Source organism: Micromonospora sp. L5, assembly GCF_000177655.2.
GTDB lineage: Bacteria > Actinomycetota > Actinomycetes > Mycobacteriales > Micromonosporaceae > Micromonospora > Micromonospora aurantiaca.
Genome location: NC_014815.1, coordinates 4275132 through 4297286 on the forward strand (window position 1 = coordinate 4275132; position 22155 = coordinate 4297286).

A 22155-nucleotide genomic window follows, 5' to 3' on the forward strand; every position below is an offset into this window, starting at 1 on the left:
TCAGAACTATTGCGATGTGAGGCGGGTGACCCCGTGGCGACGAACGAGCAGGTCGCGCGCGTCGGAGCGGTCGTGGGGGAGCTGCACCGCCTCCTGCGCCGCCGGACCGGGGCGCGCGTCGGACGAGACCCGCTGCCCGAGGCGCAGGTGGAGTTGCTGCTGCTGGTCCGGGAGACGCCGGGGATCAGCGGCAAGGAGGTGGCCCGGCGCCTCTGCACCGCGCCCAACACGGTGAGCACGCTGGTCCGCGACCTCACCGACGCCGGGCTGCTGGCCCGTGACCGCGACCCCGGCGACCGCCGGGTGCTGCGGCTGCGCGTGACCGAGGCCGCCCGGGCCCGGATGGCCGACTACGAGACCAACCGCGCCGCGCTGCTCGACGAGGCACTGGCCGAGCTGGACCCGGCGGCGAGGGAGGCGATCCTGGCCGCCGCCCCGCACCTCGACGCGCTGCTCGGCGCCCTGCGGGGACACGCCCGCCCCGGGCCGGCCCCCGGAAACCCGGTGGCCGCGGCGCCGGCCCGCCCTGCATGATCACCGGATGGCCCTGCACCAGGACGAGATACCCGTGGACGAGCAGGTCGTCCGGGCGCTGCTGGCCGGCCAGCGCCCCGAGTGGGCCGCGCTGCCGCTGACGCCGGCCGGGGCCGGGACCGACAACACGATGTACCGGCTCGGTGCCGACCTGCTCGTCCGGCTGCCGCGCACCGCCGAGAAGGCCGGTGCCCTGCGCAAGGAACAGCAGTGGCTGCCCCGGCTCGCGCCGCTGCTGCCGTACCGGGTGCCGGAACCGGTGTACGCCGGCGTCCCGGCCGACGCCTTCCCGCTGGCGTGGTCGGTGCAGCGGTGGATACCGGGCGACGAGGTCCGGTCCGGCACGGTCGAGGACTGGGCCGCCCTCGGCGCCGACCTGGCCGTATTCGTCAGGCGCCTGCACGCGACCGACCTGCTCGGCGCGACCCGCGCGGGCCCGCTCAGCGGATACCGCGGCGGCAGCCTCCACCCCTGCGACGCCTGGATCTCCGCGGCGCTCGACGACTGCCGGAGCCGGATCGGCGACGAGACGGACGTCGACACCCTGGTCCGGCTCTGGCGGGACGCCCTCACCCTGCCCGAACCGGACGGCCCGCACGTCTGGCTGCACGGCGACCTCAAGCCCACCAACCTGCTGGTGCACGACGGACGGCTGCGGGCGGTCATCGACTTCGGCGGCCTGACCGTCGGGCACCCCGACGCCGAACACGCGCCGATCTGGGACCTCCCGCCGCAGGCCCGGCACGCCTACCGGGAGGCGCTCGGCGTGGACGACGTGACCTGGGCGCGGGCCCGCGCCTGGGCGCTCGGGGTGGCGGCCAGCGGCGTCTCCTACTACTGGGACACGTTCCCGGCGTTCGTCGCCGAGTGCCGCAACCGTCTCCGGGAGATCCTCGCCGACGCCGGCTGAGCGCGGCCGCCGGTCAGGCCGTGCCGTCCAGCTCCGCGTAGCCGCGGCGGGCAGCGATCAGGCCCGGCCGGGCGCCGAACGGCGACTCGGCCGCCACCCGCTCCGGCGGGGCGCTACCGGTGTGCCCGGCGCGGATCAGCCACGCCTGCCGCGCGAGCTGCGCGTGCTGCTCGCGGACGAAGTCCACGCCGACCGGCTCGCCGTGGCCGGGCACCACCACCGTCGCGGGCGTGGTCAGCCGCAGCAGGTCGGCCAGCGCGTCCGGCCACTTCAGGGGGTACGACTCCTCGAACGCCGGTGGCCCGCTCTGCTCCACCAGGTCGCCCGCGACCAGCACGTCCGCGTCGGGCACGTGCACCACCAGATCGGCGTCGGTGTGCCCGTGCCCGGGATGGCGCAGCACCACCCGCCGGCCGCCGACGTCGAGCACCGTCTCCTCGTGCACCTCGTGCGTCGGCGCCCGCAGCTCGGTACGCGCCAGCTCCTCGGCCAGCGCCGGGTGCCCGGCACGCATCTCCTCGTACGCGGCGCGGCGCACCGCGTCGGACCGGTCCCGCAGCGCCGCCGCGGCCTGGGCCTGCGCGTAGATCGCCGTGTCCGGCCCGGCCAGCGTGGCGTTGCCGAAGCAGTGGTCGAAGTGGTGGTGCGTGTTCACGATCGTCCACGGGTACGGCGTCACCGCCCGCGCCGCCTCCGCCAGCTCCCGGGCCTGCCCGGCGGTCGAGAGCGTGTCGACGAGCAGCGCCGCGCCGTCACCGGCCACCAGCACGACGTTCACCGCGAGCGTCGGCTCGCGCAGCACGTGCACCCCGGCGGCGACCTCGGAGAACCCGGCCGTCATGACTGGCGCACGGCCCGCTCGACGAAGCGCTGCCGGTCGACGAGCACCCGCTCGACCCGGCCCTGCGCCGCCACGGTGGGCCCGTCGGTGACTGTCACGTCGAAGACGAGCCGCTTCCCGTCGACCTTCACCAGCTCGGCGTGGGCGGCCACGGTACGACCGACCGGCGTGGCCGCGCGGTGCTCCAGCTCCACCCGCACGCCGACAGTGGTCGACCCGGACGGCATCCGGGTCGCGGTGGCGGCCACCGTCGCGGCCTCGGCCAGCGCCAGCACCCGGGGTGTGCCGAGCACCGGCACGTCCCCCGAGCCGACCGCCTGCGCGGTGTCGGCGTCGGTCACTGTGAGCTCGACCCGGGCGGTCAGGCCCGGCGTGAAGGGCGACTCCGGCTGCTCCTGCATGCGGCCGAGCCTAGTGCAGCCGACCCGCGGCCGTCCGGCGTCCGGGCCGCCGCCGGTCCGGTCGCCACCGCCCGCCCGCATGCCCGCCCGTCGCCCGCCGTTAACCTTGTCCGCGATGGCCGAGCTGACACAATCTCCGACCCCCGCCCCCGACGCGACCACCGAATCGCCCGACGGTGGGCGCCGCCGTGTGATCGCGATGACCATCTGGGGCGTCGCCTTCGTCGTCGCCTGGCTCGCCATCGGCCTGCCCACCGACCCGGCGTACGCGTTCCTGTGGATCTGGGCCGGCACCGTCGCGTGGAACTCGGCCCGCCCGTGGCGCAGCCACCTGCGCTTCGCCCGGGACTGGATCCCGGTGGTGCTGCTGCTCGCCGCGTACAACCTGTCCCGCGGGTTCGCCGACAACGGCGCCACCCCGCACGCGATGGAGCTGATCGTCGCCGACCGCTTCCTCACCGGGTGGCTCACCGGCGGCGAGGTGCCGACGATCTGGCTCCAGGAGCGCCTGTACGACGCGTCCGAGGTGCGCTGGTGGGACGTGCTGGTGAGCTGGATCTACTTCTCGCACTTCGTGGCGACGTTCGCCGCCGCCGCGGTGCTGTGGATGCGCAACCGGCGGCGCTGGATCGCGTACATGTCGCGCTGGGGCTTCCTGTGCGCGGCCGGCCTGGTCACCTACTTCGCCTACCCGGCCGCGCCGCCGTGGTGGGCGGCGCAGAACGGCCTGCTCACCGAGGTCGCGCGGATCTCCACCCGGGGGTGGAAGGAGATCGGCATGCACGGCGCGGGCAACCTGCTCAACGCCGGGCAGATCGCCTCCAACCCGGTGGCCGCGATGCCGTCGCTGCACACCGCGTTCGCGCTGTTCGTGGTGCTGTTCTTCATGCGGTCGGTGCGCAAGCGCTGGTGGCCGCTGATGCTGGCGTATCCGCTGGCCATGACGTTCACGCTGATGTACAGCGGCGAGCACTACCTGATCGACGTGCTGGTCGGCTGGGCGTACGTGGGCATGACGTTCCTCGTGGTCGGCCTGGCCGAGCGCTGGTGGGCGGCGCGGCAGGCCCGGCGTGCCGGTGAGCCCGCCGTCGCCGCAGGTGCCCCGTCCGCCGACGGCGACACCGCCGCCGACACCCCGGACCGCGCCGCCGACGACCGGGACGCGGTGCCCGCCGAGCGCCGGTAGGCCCCCCGCCGCCGTCACGGGCGGCCGGGTCGTCTGCGCGCCGCCGTGGTTCGCCGCGCCGCCGTCGTGGCGTCGCGGCCGCCGGGGTCAGCGGCCGCTGTCGGTACGGCGGGCGGCGCGCGACCGCTCGGTCAGCTCCGCGGCCAGCTCCCACGCGTCGGCCAGATCCCGGTCGACAGCCGCCGCCCCGGCCCCACCGGCGGTGTCCGCGTGCACGGTGGCCAGCCGCAGCAGCCGCTGCACCGGGCCGCGGGTGACGCGCACGCTCTGGATCCGGGCGTACGGCACCAGCGTCAACTGCCTGGTCAGCAGCCCGGAGCGGGCCACGAAGACCCGCTCGTCGAGACCGGCGCCGACCACCTTGCGGCTCAGCGGGCGCAGCCACCGGGCCCGCGACGGGGGCGGTGTGGCGGGCAGCGCGTCCAGCCGTACGCCGGGCAGCACCTCCGCCACGACCATCGCGCCGGTGCCCGCGTCGCCGACCGGCAGCAGCCGGTCCGGGCGGTTGCGGTCGTCCGGCTCACCGGCCGAGTAGCCGGCCACCTCCAGCCGCAGCCGCAACCACCCCTTCATCCGCCAGAGCAGCGGCCAGGTCGCCCGTACGGTCTGCACCCGGTGCAGCGGCACGGTCTGCATCCGCGTCTCCAGCAGCCCGTTGTGCACGCGCAGCGTGCCGTCGTCCCGGTCGAGCCGGAAGCTCCAGTCGTCGAGCACCCGGCGGATCGGTTGCAGCACCACGCCCGCCATCGCGGTGAGCGTGCTCGCCACCGCGATGAACGACCACGAGCCCTCGGAGAGGAACTGGGCGCCGACGAACACCAGGCCCAACGGCAGCAGGAACGCCTGCGGCGTGAGCAACTGGCTGATCAGCAGGTCCTGGTTGCGTACCGCGTGCAGCCGGCGCCCTTCCGGCACGGGCGCGACCGGCGCGCCGGGCTCGGCCGCCGGAACCGGCGCCGGGGCGGAGCGACCGGCCACCGCGAGCAGACGCTGCCGCAGCGCGGTGGCCTCGGCGACGCTGAGGTAGGCCAGGGGCGCCTCGGTCTTGCCCCCGCCGACCACCTCCAGCCGCAGCTCGGCCAGGCCGGTGAGCTGGGCCAGCAGCGGCCGGACCACCTCCACCGCCTGCAACCGCTCCAGCGGGATGGCCCGGGTGCGCCGCCATAGCAGGCCCTCGTAGACCCGCAGCTCGCGGCCCACCAGGTGGTAGCCGGTGTTCCACCAGCTCACCACCGACAGCACCGTGGCGCCGAGCACGAAGACGGTGACCAGCACCGCGAACCAGCCGAACCCGACCCGCGACAGCGTCGACCAGGAGAGCCCGGCGATCACCACGACCAGCGACTTCGCGCCGTGCAGCGCCGGACTGAGCGGATGCAGCCGCTGCCGGGGCTCCTCACCACCGGCGGGCGGCCCGGCCGCCGGACCCCACGGTCCCGGGTACGGCGGCAGCGGCGCGGGCCACGGCCCGGGCGCCGCGTCGGGTCCGGGCGGCGGCCCGTACCCGGGTGCCGCCGAGCCGGGCGGCCCGTAGCCGGGCGGCGGTGCGTACCCGTGAGGTGGCCCGTACCCGGTCGGAGGTCCGTACCCGGACGGTGGTCCGGGGACGGGCGGCGGTCCGTATCCCGGCGCGGGCGGCCACGGATACCCGTTGGGCTGCTGACCCGGAGCCGGTGGCTGCGCCGCGTCGGCCGGCGTGGGCGGGCCGGGCGTCGGCTCGGGCCGGTCGTCGTGGGGCGGCGGGGCGCCGGAGTCGCTCCGTTCGCTCACAGGCCCTCCGCCCGGTCCTCGCCCAGAGCGGTCAGCCGGTCGCGCAGCCGGGACGCCTCGGCCGGACGCAGGCCGGGCACCCGCGCGTCGCTCGCGGCCGCGGCCGTATGCAATTGCACGGTGGCGAGGTCGAAGGCGCGCTCCAGCGGACCCGCGCTCACATCGACGAACTGCATCCGCGAGTACGGCACGATGGACAACCGCCGCACCAGCAGGCCGTGCCGCACGAGCAGATCGTCGTCGCGCTCGGCGTACCCCCAGGCGCGGACCGCCCGCACGATGGTGACCGACCGCCAGACGCCCATCAGCACCGCCACACCGACGGCGGCGCCGAGCAGCCAGTGCCCGGACAGCGCCCAGGCCACGCCGAGCACCACGAGCGCCACGGCCAGCCCGATGCCGAGCCGGATCAGCTCCACCCAGATCAGGTCGCGGGAGATCGGCTGCCAGCGGACCGTGTCCGGCCAGGGCTCCAACGCGCTGCGCGAGGCGGGCGGGAGGCCGGCCGGGCCGTCACCGCTCACCGGGAGGACCTGCCGTGCTCGCCGCCGGTACGGGCTCGGGTCATCTGCTCGCTCACGCTTCGAGCGTAGGCGATCAGGGCAGCGGGACCACCTCGCGGAGGAAGCCGCGTGCGTCGAGGAAGTCACCGAGGGAGCCCCGGTGGTCCGGGCAGGCCAGCCAGGTCTTGCGCCGGTCGGGCGCGTGCAGGCGGGGATTGTGCCAGCGGAGCTGGAAGGCGGCGGGCGCGCGACACCCCCGCGCCGAGCAGATCAGCGTGTCGTCCGGGGTGGTGGGAGTCGTCACCGGGGCGAGTCTAGAGGCCGCACGCCGGGAGTTTTAGCGCCGGGCGGCCACGGGGGGAGCCGCCCGGCGACGGGGTGAATCGTACACACTGCGGACCCCTTGTTGTCCACCCGTGTTCAGCGTTTCCCGCGCGGCGGGACGGCGTGGCCGGACGGCGCGGCGAAAATCGTGCCTCTCCCACCCTCGGCTCTCAGCGAGGCATGACAGTCTTGATACGCACCACGCCGCGACGACGAACCTGCTGTGGAGGACCGGTGGCCCAGCCGACCACACCCGACGTGCCGAACCCGACCGAGGTGGCGCCGGACGCGCCGCCCCCGGCGGGCACCACCCCGGCACAGGACGCCACGCTGCTGGAGCGGGCGCTGTTCGAGACCAAGCGGGTGATCGTCGGCCAGGACCGGATGGTCGAGCGGATGTTCGTCGCGCTGCTGGCGCGGGGGCACTGCCTGCTGGAGGGCGTACCGGGTGTGGCCAAGACGCTCGCCGTGGAGACCCTGGCCCGGGTCGTCGGCGGCTCGTTCGCCCGGGTCCAGTTCACCCCCGACCTGGTGCCCGCCGACATCATGGGCACCCGGATCTACCGGCAGTCCAGCGAGAAGTTCGACGTCGAGCTGGGCCCGGTCTTCGTCAACTTCCTGCTCGCCGACGAGATCAACCGCGCGCCCGCCAAGGTGCAGTCGGCGCTGCTGGAGGTGATGAGCGAGCGGCAGGTCTCCATCGGCGGCGAGAGCCACCGGGTGCCCGACCCGTTCCTGGTCATGGCCACCCAGAACCCGATCGAGCAGGAGGGCGTCTACCCGCTGCCCGAGGCGCAGCGGGACCGGTTCCTCATGAAGATCGTCGTGGGCTACCCGACCGACGCCGAGGAGCGCGAGATCGTCTACCGGATGGGCGTGGCACCGCCCGAGCCGGCCCGGGTGTTCGACACCCCGGACCTGGTCGCCCTCCAGCACAAGGCCGACCAGGTGTTCGTGCACAACGCGCTGGTCGACTACGCGGTCCGGCTGGTGCTCGCGACCCGGGCGCCGGCCGAGCACGGCATGCCCGACGTGGCTCAGCTCATCCAGTACGGCGCCAGCCCGCGCGCGTCGCTCGGGCTGGTCCGGGCCACCCGCGCGCTGGCGCTGCTGCGCGGGCGGGACTACGCGCTGCCGCAGGACGTGCAGGACATCGCGCCGGACATCCTGCGCCACCGGCTGGTGCTCAGCTACGACGCGCTCGCCGACGACGTACCGGCCGACCACATCGTGCACCGGGTGATGTCGACCATCCCGCTGCCCGCCGTCGCGCCCCGCCAGCAGGCCACACCGCCGCCGCCGGCCGTCCCGCACAACGGATGGCCCGGGCAGCGGCCGTGACCTCGCCCACCCCGCTGAGCGCCACCGGCGACCGCTCGGGGGCCGCGCTGGCCCGGCTCCAGCTCATGGTCACCCGCAAGCTGGACGGGCTGCTCCAGGGCGACTACGCCGGGCTGCTGCCCGGACCGGGCAGCGAGGCGGGGGAGTCCCGGGAGTACCGGCCCGGCGACGACGTGCGCCGGATGGACTGGCCCGTCACCGCCCGCACCACCATGCCGCACGTCCGGCGTACGGTGGCCGACCGCGAACTGGAGACCTGGCTGGCCGTCGACATGTCGGCCAGCCTGGACTTCGGCACCGGCCGGTGGCTCAAGCGGGACGTGGCGGTCGCCGCGGTCGCCGCGCTGGCCCACCTCACCGTGCGGGGCGGCAACCGGATCGGCGCGGTGGTCGGCACCGGCGGGCCGGGGACGATGCTGCGGCTGCCCGCCCGCTCCGGCCGCAAGGAGGCCCAGGGGCTGCTGCGTGCGGTCGCCGGCGCCGAGATCCGGCCCGGCCGCAGCGACCTCGGCGCGCTCGTCGACATGCTCAACCGCCCGCCCCGGCGGCGCGGCGTGGCGGTGGTGATCTCCGACTTCCTCGCGCCGCCGCAGCAGTGGGGCCGGCCGCTGCGTAAGCTGCGGGTCCGCCACGACGTGCTGGCCGTCGAGGTGGTCGATCCGCGGGAACTGGAACTGCCCGACGTGGGGGTGCTGCCGGTGGTCGACCCGGAGAGCGGTGAACTGCACGAGGTGCAGACCGCCGACCCGGGCCTGCGCCGCCGGTACGCCGAGGCGGCGGCCGCCCAGCGCGGGGCGATCGCCGCCGAGCTGCGCGCCGCGGGCGCGGCCCACCTGCGCCTGCGTACCGACCGAGACTGGCTGCTGGACATGGTGCGTTTCGTCGCCGCGCAGCGGCACGCCCGCACCAGAGGGACGACGCGATGATCCGTTTTCTGCAACCGTGGTGGCTGCTCGCCGTGCTGCCGGTGCTCGCCCTCGCCGCCGCGTACGTCTGGCGGCAACTGCACCGCCGGCAGTACGCGCTGCGGTTCACCAACGTCGACCTGCTGCGTACCGTCGCGCCCAAGGGACTGGGCTGGCGGCGGCACGTCGCGGCCACCGCGTTCCTGCTCTGCCTGCTGGTGCTGGCGACCGGGCTGGCCCGGCCGGCGATCGACACCCGGGAGCCGCTGGAGCGGGCCACGGTGATGCTCGCCATCGACGTGTCGTTGTCGATGCAGGCCGACGACGTGTCGCCGAACCGCCTGGAGGCGGCCCAGGAGGCTGCGAAGCAGTTCGTCGGCGAGCTGCCGGAGAGCTACAACCTGGGACTCGTCTCGTTCGCCAAGTCGGCGAACGTCCTGGTGCCGCCGACCAAGGACCGGGCCGCCGTCACCACCGCCATCGACGGGCTGGTGCTGGCCGAGGCGACCGCCACCGGCGAGGCGGTCTTCACCTGCCTGGAGGCGATCCGCTCGGTGCCGGCCGACGGCGCCGCCGGCATCCCGCCGGCCCGGATCGTGCTGCTGTCCGACGGCTACCGCACGTCGGGCCGCTCGGTCGAGGAGGCCGCCGCGGCGGCGCAGGCGGCGAACGTGCCGGTGTCCACAATCGCGTTCGGCACCGACTCCGGGCAGGTCGACATCGGCGGGCAGCTCCAGCGGGTGCCGGTGGACCGCACCGCGCTGTCCCAGCTCGCGGAGACCACGCAGGGCTTCTTCTACGAGGCCGCGTCGGCCAGCGAACTGAAGCAGGTCTACCAGGACATGGGCAGCTCGATCGGCTACCGGACCGAGCCGCGCGAGATCACCCAGTGGTACGCGGGGATCGCGTTGCTGCTGGCGCTGTGCGCGGGCGGGCTGAGTCTGCTCTGGACGTCCCGGCTGGTCTGAGCCGGAACCGGCCGGCGGTGGTCAGTGACCGCCGCCGGCCAGCACGAACAGGACGGCCACCCAGACGGCGGCGAGGGTGAAGCCCAGCGGGGCGACGTAACGGCTCATGAGTGTGCTCCGTGGCGACGGTCGGCCGGTGAGGGCCGTGGGGGGTCGGGGCGTACGCGCACGAAGTCGTGACCGGGTGCTCCGCCGCGCGGCAGGCCACACCCCGGCGTGGTCGCCGGGAAGCGGATGCGGTGCGGAGGGCGGGAAGCGGGTCAGCCGGGTGGACCGAGCCGTGGCTCAGCGGGGCTGACGGTGGGCCCGGCCACGACTGGGAGGATCGCTATCTCGCACAGCGATCACCTCCTGCGGTCGGCGGGGCCCGGAGCGGGCACGGAGCGGCCCGTAGACGCGATCATCGTACACCGGGGGTGTGGGTGTCGCGCGCGCGGCCGGCAGCCTCCCCGGACCCCCGCCGACGTCGGCCGGGGTGGGCCCTGTGACCTGCGCGGGTTAGCGCTTACCTGTCGGTAACCCCTAGGCTCCGACCGACCGAGAGATCACTGGAGCAGAGGGGGATCCGTGGCCCGAACCGTGCTGGTGACCGGCGGGAACCGGGGGATCGGCCTGGCCATCGCGCAGGCGTTCGCCAAGCAGGGCGACCGGGTGGCGGTGACGTACCGGAGCGGCGAGGCTCCCGACGGCCTGTTCGGGGTGCGGTGCGACGTGACCGACGCCGAGTCGGTCGACGCCGCGTTCACCGCGATCGAGGCCGAACTCGGCCCGGTGGAGGTGCTGGTCGCCAACGCCGGCATCACCGACGACACGCTGATCATGCGGATGTCCGAGGAGCAGTTCGCGCGCGTCCTCGACACCAACCTGACCGGCTCGTTCCGGGTCGCCAAGCGGGCCTCGACGAAGATGCTCCGCGGCCGCTGGGGCCGGATGATCTTCATTTCCTCGGTGGTCGGCCTCTCCGGCGGCGCGGGCCAGGTCAACTATGCGGCCAGCAAGGCCGGCCTGGTCGGCGTGGCCCGCTCGATCACCCGCGAGCTGGGCACCCGCAACATCACCGCGAACGTGGTGGCGCCCGGCTTCATCGACACCGACATGACAGCGGGCCTGCCCGAGGAGCGCAAGGCGGAGATCCGCAAGTCGATCCCGGCCGGCCGGATGGCCACCCCGGACGAGGTCGCGGGCGTCGTCACCTGGCTCGCCTCGGACGCGGCCGGATACGTCACCGGCGCCGTCATCCCGGTCGACGGCGGCCTCGGCATGGGCCACTGAGCAGAGCACGGAGGAGACACGCAATGTCCGGACTTCTCGCCGGTAAGCGGCTGCTGGTCACCGGCGTCATCACCGACGCGTCGATCGCCTTCTCGGTGGCGAAGCTCGCCCAGGAGAACGGCGCCCAGGTCGTGCTCACCGGCTACGGCCGGCTCTCCCTGGTGGAGCGGATCGCCAAGCGGTTGCCCGAGCCGGCGCCCGTGATCGAGCTGGACGTCAGCAACGAGGAGCACCTGGCCGGGCTGGCCGACAAGGTGCGCGAGCACGTCGACGGCCTGGACGGCGTCGTGCACTCGATCGGGTTCGCCCCGCAGAGCTGCCTCGGCGGCGGTTTCCTCGACGCCCCCTGGGCGGACGTGGCGACAGCGCTCCAGGTCTCCACCTACTCGTACAAGTCCCTCGCCATGGCCGCGCTGCCGCTGATGTCCGCCGGGGGCGCCGTGGTGGGCCTCACGTTCGACGCCACCAAGGCGTGGCCGGTCTACGACTGGATGGGCGTGGCCAAGGCCGGGCTGGAGTCCGCCTCCCGCTATCTGGCGCTGCACCTGGGCAAGCAGGGCATCCGCAGCAACCTGGTCGCGGCCGGCCCGCTGCGGACCATCGCGGCCAAGTCCATCCCCGGCTTCGACCGGTTCGAGGACGCCTGGACCGAGCGCGCCCCGCTGGGCTGGAGCCTCACCGACCAGGAGCCCGCCGCGCGGGCCTGCCTGGCGCTGCTGTCCGACTGGTTCCCGGCCACCACCGGCGAGATCGTCCACGTCGACGGCGGCTACCACGCCATCGGCGCCTGAGATGTAAGGAAGGGCCCCTTCTTAACGCCTCGTGCAGCGGAAGGGGCCCTTCTTAACACGTCGCGGCCCGGGTGGTCACCACACCGACCAGGGGGCGTCGCCACGCCGTGACGGCGGGCGAGGAAGAATGGCCTCATGGCGTACGACGCGTTGGTGCTGGTCTCCTTCGGTGGCCCGGAGCGGCCCGAGGACGTTCTCCCGTTCCTGCAGAACGTGACCCGGGGGCGGGGGGTGCCCCCGGAGCGACTCGCCGAGGTCGCCGAGCACTACCTGCACTTCGGCGGGGTGTCGCCGATCAACCAGCAGTGCCGCGACCTGCTCGCCGCGATCCGCGAGGACTTCGCCGCCAACGGCGTCGACCTGCCGGTCTACTGGGGCAACCGCAACTGGGATCCGATGCTCGCCGACACCGTCGCGCGGATGCGCGACGACGGGATCACCCGGGCGCTGGCGTTCGTGACGAGCGCGTACGGCGGCTACTCGTCCTGCCGGCAGTACCAGGAGGACATCGCCTCGGCCCGCGCCGCGGTCGGCCCGGACGCCCCGCTGATCGAGAAGCTGCGCCAGTTCTGGGATCACCCCGGCTTCATCGAGCCGCACGCCGACGCGGTCCGCGCCGCGCTGGCCCAGCTCGACCCGGCGAAGCGGGACAGCACCCGGCTGGTCTTCACCGCGCACTCCGTACCGATGTCGGCGGCGGCCACCGCCGGCCCGCACGGCGGCCGCTACACCGCCCAGCTCGAGGAGGTCGCCCGGCTGGTGCACGCCGCGGCCGCGCCCGACCTGGCGTACGACCTGGTCTGGCAGAGCCGGTCCGGGCCGCCGCAGGTGCCGTGGCTGGAGCCGGACGTCAACGACCACCTGGCCACGCTGCCCGAGCAGGGCGTGACGAGCGTGGTGGTCAGCCCGATCGGGTTCGTCTCCGACCACCTGGAGGTGGTGTGGGACCTGGACACCGAGGCGCTGGAGACGGCCAAGCAGCTCGGCCTGGACTTCGTCCGCGCCGGCACCCCGGGGGTCGACCCGCGGTTCGTGGCGATGGTCCGCGAGCTGGTCGGAGAGCGCACCGCCCCGGACGGGGAGCGGCTGCGCCGCCGCCTCGGCGAGCTGCCGGCCTGGGACACCTGCCCGGCGTTGTGCTGCGTGCCCCCGGCCCGCCGGCCCTGAGCCCGACCCGACGACACCCCTGGGGACGACACGATGCTTGACCGCAAGCCGGTGCAGAGCTGGCTCACCGACATGGACGGCGTGCTGGTGCACGAGGGGCAGCCGGTGCCCGGCGCCCCGGAGTTCGTCAAGAAGCTGCGCGCCTCCGGCAAGCCGTTCCTGGTGCTGACGAACAACTCCATCTACACCCCGCGCGACCTCCAGGCCCGGCTGGCCCGGATGGGGCTGGACGTGCCGGAGGAGGCGATCTGGTCCTCGGCGCTGGCCACCGCCCAGTTCCTGGCCGACCAGCGGCCGGGCGGCACCGCGTACGTGATCGGTGAGGCCGGCCTGACCACGGCGCTGCACGCGGTGGGGTACATCCTGAGCGACTTCGCCCCGGACTACGTGGTGCTGGGGGAGACGCGCACCTACAGCTTCGAGGCGATAACCAAGGCGATCCGGCTGATCAACGACGGCGCCCGGTTCATCTGCACCAACCCCGACGCCACCGGCCCGTCGGTGGAGGGCGCGTTGCCGGCTGCCGGTTCGGTGGCGGCGATGATCTCGAAGGCGACAGGCGTCGACCCGTACTTCGTGGGCAAGCCCAACCCGATGATGATGCGCTCGGCGCTGAACACCATCGACGCGCACTCCGAGTCGACCGCGATGATCGGCGACCGGATGGACACCGACATCCTGTGCGGCCTGGAGGCCGGGCTGGAGACGATCCTGGTGCTCACCGGCATCAGCAGCCGGACCGAGGCGGAGCGGTACCCGTACCGTCCGTCGCGGATCGTCGACTCGGTGGCCGACCTGATCGACGAGGTCTGAGCCGGGGGCCTGCGGTGCTAGAGCCGCAGCGGCGCGTTGCAGGCGGCCACCAGGGCCTGCCGGCACGCGGTGGTGAGCGGACGCAGCGCCGCGTCCCGCTGCTGCGCCTCGTAGGTGTTGACCGCGCCGCCCGGTGCGCTCTCGCCGGCCAGCGCGAGCACCCGGTCCAGGACCGCGGCGCGGGCGAACAGGCGGCGGGCCCGCGGATCGAAGCCGGGCGGCAGGTCGGTGGCGCCGTCCGGGCGGCGCAGCGCGGCGAGCGCACCGGCCAGCTCCGGCCGCCACTGCGCGACGTCCAGCCGGGTCAGCGTCGCGGTGGTCTCGGCCAGCACGGCGGCGAGTTCGGCCTCGGCCTCCGCCGCACCCGGGGTGGCGAGCGACGCCTTCGGTGCGTCCGCCGGCAGCGGATGGACCCGCCAGAGCACCGTCTCCCAGGTCATCCCCGAGCCGGACGTGTGCGTGCGGACCTCGGGCACCAGCCCCATCCCGCTCGCTACCACCGCCTCGCCCGCCACCAGCGCCGCCCCGGCGAACGCCCCCGGGCCGGGCAGGCCGCGCGGGTCGCCGGGCGCGGGCAGCACCAGGCGGATGTCGTCGGGTGAATGCTTGGCGAGGCTGGGCAGGGCCTCCCGCAGCGACACGTCGGTCCAGGTGCCGGGGGCGTCGGCGACGAGGTGCTCCTCGTCGCCGGCGACGGCGTCGGCCACCTCGTCGAACGGCACCAGACCGGCTCGCCAGGCACGCACCCAGGCGACGAACCGGCTCGACCGGCGCGCAGCCAGCGTGGCCGCGCCCGTTGCGGGGGAGGACATGCGGAAAGGGTACGTGCTCCGCGCCGCTGCTGTCTCGGCTGCCGCACCGGCGGCGCGACCTGGCCCCAACTACCCCCTTCGCACCGTTTCGTGCCGACGGATGACGGCCCGGTCGGCGCGTCGCCGGGCGACACGCCGGAGCACTGGTTAGCGTCAGCGGCATGGCGGGGCGATACGACGGGGACGTGCTGGCCGGCGACTGGCGACGACGGAAGGTGACCCCCGAGGTCGACGCCGAACCCGACCTGGTGGTCGAGGACGCCGACTCCGGATTCTGCGGCGCCGTCGTCGGCTTCGACTCCGGCGCGGTGGTGCTGGAGGACCGGCACGGCCGGCGGCGCAACTTCCCGCTGCTGCCCGCCGCGTTCCTGCTCGACGGCAAGCCGGTCACGCTACGACGGCCGGTCCGCGTCCCGGTGCCCGCCGCGCGCCGGCGTACCGCGTCCGGGTCGATCGCTGTGGACGGCGTACGAGCGCAGGTCGCCAAGGCCAGCCGGATCTGGGTGGAGGGCGTGCACGACGCCGCGCTGGTCGAGCGGATCTGGGGTGACGACCTGCGCATCGAGGGCGTGGTGGTGGAACCGCTGGACGGCATCGACGCGCTCGCCGACGAGGTGCGCGCGTTCGGCCCCGGCCCGGGGCACCGGCTCGGCGTGCTCGTCGACCACCTCGTGCCCGGCTCGAAGGAGAGCCGCATCGTGGCCCGCGTCAACTCGCCGCACGTGCTGGTCACCGGGCACCCGTACGTCGACGTGTGGCAGGCGGTACGCCCGGCGGCGCTGGGTATCGCGGCGTGGCCAGTGGTGCCTCCGGGGCGGCCCTGGAAGGAGGGCGTCTGCGCGGCGCTCGGGGTGGGCGAGCCGGCCGACATGTGGCGGCACATCCTGTCCCGGGTGGACAGTTTCGCCGACGTGGAGACGCCGCTGATCAACGCGATGGAGCGCCTGATCGATTTCGTCACCGAGCCCGGGTGATCCGTCGCTGCCCGGTCGTGGTTGCTGTCAGGGCTGTGGTTGCGGTTGCGGTTGCGGTCGGGGTCCGGGGGCGACCGTGCCCGGCTCCGGGCGGTCAGGCTTGATCCCTGCGCCGGTCACGGTCGCCCCCGGACCCGCCGTGCACCAACGCCGCCCGCCCCGAACCCCTCGTCCCCGGTCCCGGGCGCTCTCGCCTGGTTGATCAAGGAGTTTGTGGGCGTATCGGAGATCAACGCCGACACAAACTCCTTGATCACCGGGGTGGGGTGGCCGGAGTGTGCGTCGATCTTGCAGTTGTGGTCCGTGTGGATCGGGCATATGGGGCGAAGTGCGGGCCGCAAGTGCAAGATCGACGGGGGCGAGGCGAGGCGGGGTGGGGTGGGGCGTGGGCGGGTGGGGCTGTCAGGGGAGTTCGTCGGGGGTGCGGGTCAGGACGAAGGTGGCTATGTCCAGGGCTACCGGGGTGCCGGAACCGTCTCGGATGACGGTGAGGATCTCGCCGTCCTGGGAGCCGGAGCGGCCCCGCCACCGGTCCGGGCCCTCCGGGGTGAAGCGGAGCACCGGCCTGCCCACCTGACCGCCGACCAGGTCACCGGCGGCGTCGACGCGGAACTCGTACTCGCCGCCCATCCACCACCAGCGGCCGGTCAGCGCGGCCACGTCGGCGGCGGGCGGGCCGGCCGGGCGCCAGGGGGTGGGCGCGGCCGGTTCGGCGTCCAGCACCAGCGTGAGCGCCTCCCGGCCGAGCGCGCCGATGTGGTGGCCGCGCAGCCCGTACGCGTTGGCGAAGTTGACCACGGCGGTGCGGGTGGGCCGGTGCACGGCCAGGCCGGCGACGTACCCGGGCATGGAGCCGCCGTGCCCGACGTACACCCGGTCGCCGACCCGGTAGAGCTCCACGCCGAGGCCGTGGCCGCCGGTCCACGAGTCCAGGTCGTTGATCACCACTGGGGCGCACATCTCGGTGAGCGTGGCGGGGGAGAGCACCGCCGGGTCCGGGTCGGCCAGGAACGCCGCCCAGCGGCCCAGGTCCTCGACCGTCGACCAGAGCTGCCCGGCCGGGGCCATCGCCCCGGTGTCGGTACGCGGCTCCTCCCGCAGCGTCTCGTGCCAGGGGTGGACGACGTAACCGGGGGCGTACGGCTCGGTGGGGTGGTACGTGGTGCGGCGCATGCCCAGCGGTGTCAGCAGCCGCTCGGTCAGCAGGTCCGCCCACGGGGTGCCGGTGATCCGTTCCAGCACGGCGCCGAGCAGCCCGTACGCCAGGTTCGAGTAGTGGTAGACGAAGTGCGGCGGATGGGCGATCTTGTCCGGCGTCAGCCCGGCCAGCAGCGTGTCCAGGTCCGTGCCCTCGGCGCGCTCCCACCAGTCGCCGTCCGGCTCGCGTTGCAGGCCGCTGACGTGCCCGAGCAGGTGGCGCACCGTCACCGCGCCGACCGGGGTGCCGGGCAGGTGGGCGTCGAGCGGGTCGTCGAGCGCCACCCGGCCGGCGTCGCGCTGCTGCATCACCAGCACCGCGGTCATGGTCTTGGTGATCGAGCCGACCCGGTACTGGAGGTCGCCGTCCGGGCGGGGCGTCTCACCGACGACCGCCAGGTGCGCCAGCCGGCCGTCGCGGACCACGCCGAGGGCGAGCGAGGGACCGCGCCCCTCGGCCTGGGCCCGGGCGACCAGCAGGTCCACCTGACGCGCGGTCTCGGGCAGCAGGGGCATGTCGTCCTCCTCGTCGGCGGGTGCCGCGGTACGCCGTGCCGAGCCTAGCGATCATGACAGTTCGATGACACGTGCGTTGACGTGTCAGGATTGTTCTCGTGGACGCCGTGTTCTGGATCGTTCTGGGTGTGGTATTAGCGGTCGCCGAGATCTTCACGACGACGCTCTTCCTGATCATGTTCGGGGTCGGGGCGTTCGCCGCCGCCGGCGCCGCGGCGCTCGGTGCGCCGGTGGCGCTCCAGGCGGTGGTCTTCGCGGCGGTGTCGGCGCTGTCGGTGGCGGTGGTCCGTCCGGTGGTCCGGCGGCACGCCCGGCCGACGCTGGAGACCGGGGAACAGCCGTTCGGGGTCGAGGCGCTGGAGGGGGCCACCGCTGTGGTCCTGGAGCCGGTCGACGCCGACCGGGGCATGGTCAAGATCGATGGTGAGCTGTGGACGGCCCGCTCGTACGACGCGACGCGCACGTACGCCGAGGGTGAGCGGGTGCAGGTGATCAAGGTCCGGGGCGCTACCGCCCTGGTATGGCAGGACGACATTTCCACCCCGGGTGAGCTGCCCGAAGCGAAAAGGTGAACGGTATGGAGTTTCTGGCGATCCTGATGATCGCGGTGGCGTTGATCGGTGTGGTGACGCTGTTCAAGGCGGTGCGGATCGTGCCGCAGCAGCGTCAGGACGTGGTGGAGCGGCTGGGCCGGTACAAGCGCACGCTGAACCCGGGCCTCAACCTGCTGGTGCCGTTCGTCGACGCGGTGCGCACCAAGGTCGACATGCGCGAGCAGGTGGTCAGCTTCCCGCCCCAGCCGGTGATCACCTCCGACAACCTGGTCGTCTCGATCGACACGGTCCTCTACTTCAAGGTGGTCGACTCGGTTCGCGCCACCTACGAGATCTCCAACTTCCTCCAGGCCATCGAGCAGCTCACCGTCACCACGCTGCGTAACGTGATCGGCTCGCTCGACCTGGAGCGCGCGCTGACCAGCCGCGAGGAGATCAACCGGCACCTGTCCGGCGTGCTGGACGAGACCACCGGCCGCTGGGGCATCAAGGTGACCCGGGTCGAGATCAAGGCGATCGAGCCGCCGCCGAGCATCCGCGACTCGATGGAGAAGCAGATGCGCGCCGAGCGGGACCGCCGTGCCGCGATCCTCAACGCCGAGGGGCACAAGCAGTCGCAGATCCTCACCGCCGAGGGTGAGAAGCAGGCCGCGGTGCTGCGTGCCGACGGTGACCGGCAGGCCCGGATCCTCCAGGCGGAGGGCCAGGCCAAGGCGATCCGTACCGTCTTCGACGCGATCCACACCGCCAACCCGAGTCAGAAGGTGCTCGCCTACCAGTACCTCCAGGCGCTGCCGCAGATCGCCAACGGCACCGCCAACAAGGTCTGGATCGTCCCGACCGAGCTGACCAAGGCCCTGGAGGGCATGGGCGGCGCGCTGGGCGGGCTCGCGAACATGGCCGGCGACGTGCCGTCGCCGGAGGCCGCCAAGAGCGCCGGCGAGGTCGAGCGGGAGGCCGCCGAGGCCGCCCAGGCCGCGGCCGTCGCGGCCCAGGAGATCCACGACGAGGTACGCGTGGCGGAGGCGCAGGCCACCGGCGGCAACAACCCGAAGGGTCTGCCCGCGCCGGAGCCGGTGTCCCCGGCCAGCCTGGTGAACGACCCGGCGGACCAGCGCGAGCGGGGCTGACCGGCAAATCCGAGAATCCCTCATACGGCGCTCCGGCGACTGCCACCATCGGTTCCAGGACGGGTGGTGAGCAGGGCCGGAGCGCCGTTTGCGCGTCCCGGGCCGCCCGTGGCGCGAACGAGGTGAGGCATGAAGGACCCGGCGAACCGGCTGTTCTCCCGTACCCCGGTCCCCGGCGCGCACGACCCCGCCGGTCCGATCGGCTCCCGGCGTACCGGAGGGGGTTTCGGGGTCCTGCCGTTCGTCTCCGAACCCGGTCCGGGAGCGCCGGCGACCGACGCGACCTGGGCCTGGTCGATCCGCCGGTTCGCCCGCGCGGCGGTTTGGCTGCTCCCGGCGTACGCGGTCCTCTACGGCCTGGTGGCGATGGCCAGCGACGGCGGTGTGGGCAACGACCCGTATCCGGCCGACGGCCGGCCGCTCTACCTGGTCGGCTGGGTCGCCTCGGTGTGGCTGGGGCTGCTCGCCCTGCTCGCGCTCACCGGCCTGCTCGCCGCCACCCGCTGCCGCCGCGTCGCGCTGGCCGGGCTGCTGGCGAGCATCGGCGGGATGGTGCTGATGCTGCCGTTCGCCGGGCTGGCCGAGCAGACGCCGGTGTTCGGCGTGACCGCGCGCGGCATCGTGTTGTTCGGCGCCACCCTCTACAGCGTGGGCTGGTTCCTGACCGGCTGGTCGGTCGCCCGGTCCGGGATGTTCTCCTACGGCGACGGGACCATGCTGATGATCGCCGCCCCGCTGCTCGGCCTGGGCGGCGCGCTGATCGGCTCGCTCCAGACGTTCGGCGCGATCTTCGTGCTGGTCGCCGGCATCGGCATCGGCTACCGCAGCGGCCGCCTGGTGCCCGAGACCATCGCCCGGGACGCCGCAGCCGCCAGCGTCGCCGCCGCACCGGTGCCGCCGACGTCACCGAAGGGCCCGCTCGGCGCCGGATGACCGGTTCGTCCGGCCGCCGGGAGCTGAACGGTTGCCGTGAGGTAACTGACAGTTGCCTGGCGAGGTGGCCGGTAGGCGGCTTTCGTGGCAATCCTTGCGTCCATGCCGTCTCCCAGGTCGCCGCTGTCGCGGCTGTTCACCGTGCTGCTGGCCGGCCTGCTCGCCGGGCTCGTCCTCGCGCTCGCCGCGCTTCCCGGCGGCCTGCTCGGCGGGTTCGCCGCGCGGGCCGCGCTCGGCGCGTACGCGGACCTGCCCGACGCGCTGCGCACCCCCGTGCAGCCGCAGCGCTCCTACCTCTACGCCAACGACGGCACCACCCTGATCACCACGTTCTACGACGTGAACCGCACCGACGTGTCGCTGGACGAGATCGCCCCGGTGATGCGGCAGGCGATCATCGCGGCCGAGGACCGGCGGTTCTACTCGCACGGCGGCGCTGACCTGCGCGGCATCGCCCGCGCGCTGGTGGCGAACGTCAAGGGCGGCGGCACCGAGCAGGGCGGCTCCACGCTGACCATGCAGTACGTCCGCAACGTGCTCAAGACCGACCCGAACCGCACCCCCGAGGAGCGGCAGGCCGCCACCGAGCAGACCGTCGGGCGCAAGCTCCAGGAGATCCGGTACGCGAACGCGCTGGAGCAGTCGCTCTCAAAGGACGAGATCCTCAACCGCTACCTCAACATCGCGTACTTCGGCTCCGGCGCGTACGGCGTCGCCGCCGCGAGCCAGCGCTACTTCGGCAAGGCCCCGGCCGACCTGACGCTGGGCGAGGCGGCGCTGCTCGCCGGCCTGGTCCAGTCGCCCGACGCGTACAGCCCGATCGACGGCGACAAGGACCAGGCGCTGGCCCGGCGCGGGTACGTGCTCGACGCGATGGCCGAGACCGGCGCGATCACCGCGCAGCAGGCCGCCGCGGCGAAGACCGAGGCGCTGACGCTGCGCCCGACCGCCCAGCCCAACGGCTGCACCGCCACCGCCCAGGGACACGACGACTGGGGCTTCTTCTGCGACTACCTGCGCCGCTGGTGGCTCACCCAGCCGGCCTTCGGCAGCACGCCCGAGGAGCGGGAGCAGGCACTGCGCCGGGGCGGTTACCGCGTCGTCACCACGCTCGACCCGGAGATCCAGCAGACCGCGCAGGAGCAGGCCACCAAGGTCTACGGGTACGGCAACAAGCGGGCGCTGCCGATCGCGGCGGTCGAGCCCGGCACCGGCCGGGTGCTCGCCATGGCGGTGAACCGGCACTACAGCCTCGACGCCAACCCGGACGGGCAGGCCAACCACCCGAACACGGTCAACCCGCTGATCTCCGGCGGCGCCAGCGTCGACGGCTACCAGGCCGGCTCGACGTTCAAGATGTTCACCATGCTGGCCGCGCTGGAGGCCGGCAAGCCGCTGTCCACCGGCTTCGACGCCCCCAGCAGGCTGCCCACCCGGTACGCCTCGGACGACGAGGGCAACTGCGACGGCACGTGGTGCCCGGCGAACGCCAACCCGCAGTGGATGAACGGCTACCGGATGATGTGGGACGGCTTCGGCCGCTCCGTCAACACGTACTTCGTCTGGCTGGCCGAGCAGGTCGGCGAGGACAAGGTGGTGGAGATGGCCCAGCGCCTCGGCATCACCTTCCGGGCCGACTCCGACGCCGCGTTCGCCCGCGACAACGCCGCCAACTGGGGCGCGTTCACGCTCGGCGTCGCCGCCACGACCCCGCTGGACCTAGCGAACGCGTACGCCACGGTGGCCGCCGAGGGCACGTACTGCACGCCGCTGCCGGTGGTCTCCGTGACCGCGCCGGACGGCGACGCCGTCGACGTGGCGCAGCCGTCCTGCAAGCGGGTGCTCGAACCCGACGTGGCCCGCGCCGCCACCGACGCGGCCCGCTGCCCGGTCGGCCAGCAGTCCGCGTTCGACCAGTGCAACGGCGGCACCGCCACCGCCGTCGACCGGATCGTGGGCCGCCCGGTGGCCGGCAAGACCGGCAGCTCGGAGCGCAACGCCACCGAGACGTTCGTCGGCTACACCCCGCAGGTCGCGGTCGCCGGCATCGCCGCCAACCCGGACGACGTCACCGACCTGGTCGGCTCCGCCGTGCAGGCCAAGGTGATCGACGCGGTGGCCCGGACCATCAAGACGGCGCTCGCCGGCAAGCCGGTGGCCGACTTCACCGCGCCGAGCCGGGCGCTGGTCGGCGACCCGCAGCGCCCGCAGCCGCCCCGCCGGACCGAGCCGGACCGCCGCGAGCAGCGCCAGGAGAGCGAGCTGCCCTCCGACGTGCTGCGCTGGCTGCGCGGCCGCGGGTAAGGAAGGGCC

At 73.9% G+C, this 22155-nt stretch carries 22 protein-coding genes; 15 read left to right on the forward strand and 7 right to left on the reverse strand.

Annotated features, from left to right (window positions below):
- Positions 1-33 precede the first annotated feature (33 nt).
- Together ML5_RS20180 and ML5_RS20185 are read left to right on the forward strand one after the other, a co-directional pair.
- Positions 34-534, forward strand: a complete 501-nt coding sequence (locus ML5_RS20180; protein WP_013475937.1) for a MarR family winged helix-turn-helix transcriptional regulator — start codon at positions 34-36, stop codon at positions 532-534.
- Positions 535-541: 7 nt separating this feature from the next.
- Positions 542-1444, forward strand: a complete 903-nt coding sequence (locus tag ML5_RS20185) for an aminoglycoside phosphotransferase family protein (protein WP_013475938.1) — start codon at positions 542-544, stop codon at positions 1442-1444.
- Positions 1445-1457: 13 nt separating this feature from the next.
- On the opposite strand, the gene ML5_RS20190 is transcribed toward ML5_RS20185, so the two are convergent.
- A complete protein-coding gene (locus tag ML5_RS20190) occupies positions 1458-2285 on the reverse strand; it encodes an MBL fold metallo-hydrolase (RefSeq protein WP_013475939.1) in 828 nt (275 codons plus the stop codon).
- Entirely contained in the window at positions 2282-2686 is a 405-nt protein-coding gene (locus ML5_RS20195) for a thioesterase family protein (RefSeq protein WP_013287380.1), read from the reverse strand. Before ML5_RS20195 ends, ML5_RS20190 begins: the two co-directional genes overlap by 4 nt.
- A gap of 115 nt (positions 2687-2801) precedes the next feature.
- On the opposite strand from ML5_RS20195, the gene ML5_RS20200 reads away from it, so the two are divergent.
- Positions 2802-3872 (forward strand): phosphatase PAP2 family protein, encoded by a 1071-nt coding sequence (locus tag ML5_RS20200; RefSeq protein ID WP_013287379.1) that lies wholly within the window; start codon positions 2802-2804, stop codon positions 3870-3872.
- A gap of 87 nt (positions 3873-3959) precedes the next feature.
- Here the strand turns inward: ML5_RS20200 and ML5_RS20205 are convergent, their stop codons facing one another.
- From ML5_RS20205 to ML5_RS20215, 3 genes are all read right to left on the reverse strand, one after another.
- A complete protein-coding gene (locus ML5_RS20205; protein WP_047893420.1) occupies positions 3960-5324 on the reverse strand; it encodes a PH domain-containing protein in 1365 nt (454 codons plus the stop codon).
- 314 nt (positions 5325-5638) lie between these two features.
- Positions 5639-6166, reverse strand: a complete 528-nt coding sequence (locus ML5_RS20210; protein WP_013287377.1) for a PH domain-containing protein — start codon at positions 6164-6166, stop codon at positions 5639-5641.
- Positions 6167-6239: 73 nt separating this feature from the next.
- The gene (locus ML5_RS20215; RefSeq protein ID WP_013475941.1) at positions 6240-6449 is read right to left on the reverse strand and encodes a hypothetical protein; all 210 of its coding nucleotides are present in this window, start codon (positions 6447-6449) and stop codon (positions 6240-6242) included.
- A gap of 254 nt (positions 6450-6703) precedes the next feature.
- On the opposite strand from ML5_RS20215, the gene ML5_RS20220 reads away from it, so the two are divergent.
- The 7 genes from ML5_RS20220 (at position 6704) to ML5_RS20255 (ending at position 13726) form a co-directional block, all read left to right on the forward strand.
- Positions 6704-7810, forward strand: coding sequence for a MoxR family ATPase (locus tag ML5_RS20220; protein WP_013287375.1), 1107 nt, complete (start codon positions 6704-6706; stop codon positions 7808-7810).
- Positions 7789-8736 (forward strand): DUF58 domain-containing protein, encoded by a 948-nt coding sequence (locus ML5_RS20225; RefSeq protein WP_041784230.1) that lies wholly within the window; start codon positions 7789-7791, stop codon positions 8734-8736. Before ML5_RS20220 ends, ML5_RS20225 begins: the two co-directional genes overlap by 22 nt.
- A complete protein-coding gene (locus ML5_RS20230) occupies positions 8733-9683 on the forward strand; it encodes a VWA domain-containing protein (protein WP_013287373.1) in 951 nt (316 codons plus the stop codon). Before ML5_RS20225 ends, ML5_RS20230 begins: the two co-directional genes overlap by 4 nt.
- Before the next feature lie 567 nt (positions 9684-10250).
- A complete protein-coding gene (gene fabG, locus ML5_RS20240; RefSeq protein WP_013287372.1) occupies positions 10251-10955 on the forward strand; it encodes a beta-ketoacyl-ACP reductase in 705 nt (234 codons plus the stop codon).
- 23 nt (positions 10956-10978) lie between these two features.
- The gene (gene fabI, locus ML5_RS20245; RefSeq protein ID WP_013475943.1) at positions 10979-11746 is read left to right on the forward strand and encodes an enoyl-ACP reductase FabI; all 768 of its coding nucleotides are present in this window, start codon (positions 10979-10981) and stop codon (positions 11744-11746) included.
- A 135-nt stretch (positions 11747-11881) separates the two neighbouring features.
- Positions 11882-12913 carry a ferrochelatase gene (locus ML5_RS20250; RefSeq protein ID WP_013287370.1) on the forward strand — a complete coding sequence of 344 codons (1032 nt, stop codon included), beginning with the start codon at positions 11882-11884 and terminating at the stop codon, positions 12911-12913.
- 33 nt (positions 12914-12946) lie between these two features.
- A complete protein-coding gene (locus tag ML5_RS20255; RefSeq protein WP_013287369.1) occupies positions 12947-13726 on the forward strand; it encodes an HAD-IIA family hydrolase in 780 nt (259 codons plus the stop codon).
- Positions 13727-13743: 17 nt separating this feature from the next.
- On the opposite strand, the gene ML5_RS20260 is transcribed toward ML5_RS20255, so the two are convergent.
- Positions 13744-14538 (reverse strand): hypothetical protein, encoded by a 795-nt coding sequence (locus ML5_RS20260; protein ID WP_013287367.1) that lies wholly within the window; start codon positions 14536-14538, stop codon positions 13744-13746.
- A gap of 161 nt (positions 14539-14699) precedes the next feature.
- Here ML5_RS20260 and ML5_RS20265 point away from each other — a divergent pair, with 161 nt between their 5' ends.
- Positions 14700-15512 carry a DUF3097 domain-containing protein gene (locus ML5_RS20265; RefSeq protein WP_013475944.1) on the forward strand — a complete coding sequence of 271 codons (813 nt, stop codon included), beginning with the start codon at positions 14700-14702 and terminating at the stop codon, positions 15510-15512.
- A gap of 402 nt (positions 15513-15914) precedes the next feature.
- On the opposite strand, the gene ML5_RS20270 is transcribed toward ML5_RS20265, so the two are convergent.
- Positions 15915-17225 carry a serine hydrolase gene (locus ML5_RS20270; RefSeq protein WP_013475945.1) on the reverse strand — a complete coding sequence of 437 codons (1311 nt, stop codon included), beginning with the start codon at positions 17223-17225 and terminating at the stop codon, positions 15915-15917.
- Between the two features lie 98 nt (positions 17226-17323).
- Here ML5_RS20270 and ML5_RS20275 point away from each other — a divergent pair, with 98 nt between their 5' ends.
- The 4 genes from ML5_RS20275 (at position 17324) to ML5_RS20290 (ending at position 22146) form a co-directional block, all read left to right on the forward strand.
- Positions 17324-17797 (forward strand): NfeD family protein, encoded by a 474-nt coding sequence (locus tag ML5_RS20275; protein WP_013287364.1) that lies wholly within the window; start codon positions 17324-17326, stop codon positions 17795-17797.
- A 5-nt stretch (positions 17798-17802) separates the two neighbouring features.
- Positions 17803-18909, forward strand: coding sequence for an SPFH domain-containing protein (locus tag ML5_RS20280; protein ID WP_013287363.1), 1107 nt, complete (start codon positions 17803-17805; stop codon positions 18907-18909).
- Positions 18910-19038: 129 nt separating this feature from the next.
- Positions 19039-19842 (forward strand): hypothetical protein, encoded by an 804-nt coding sequence (locus ML5_RS20285; protein WP_013475946.1) that lies wholly within the window; start codon positions 19039-19041, stop codon positions 19840-19842.
- Positions 19843-19944: 102 nt separating this feature from the next.
- Positions 19945-22146: a transglycosylase domain-containing protein gene (locus ML5_RS20290; protein ID WP_236619239.1), complete on the forward strand. Its 2202-nt coding sequence runs from the start codon at positions 19945-19947 to the stop codon at positions 22144-22146.
- Positions 22147-22155 lie beyond the last annotated feature (9 nt).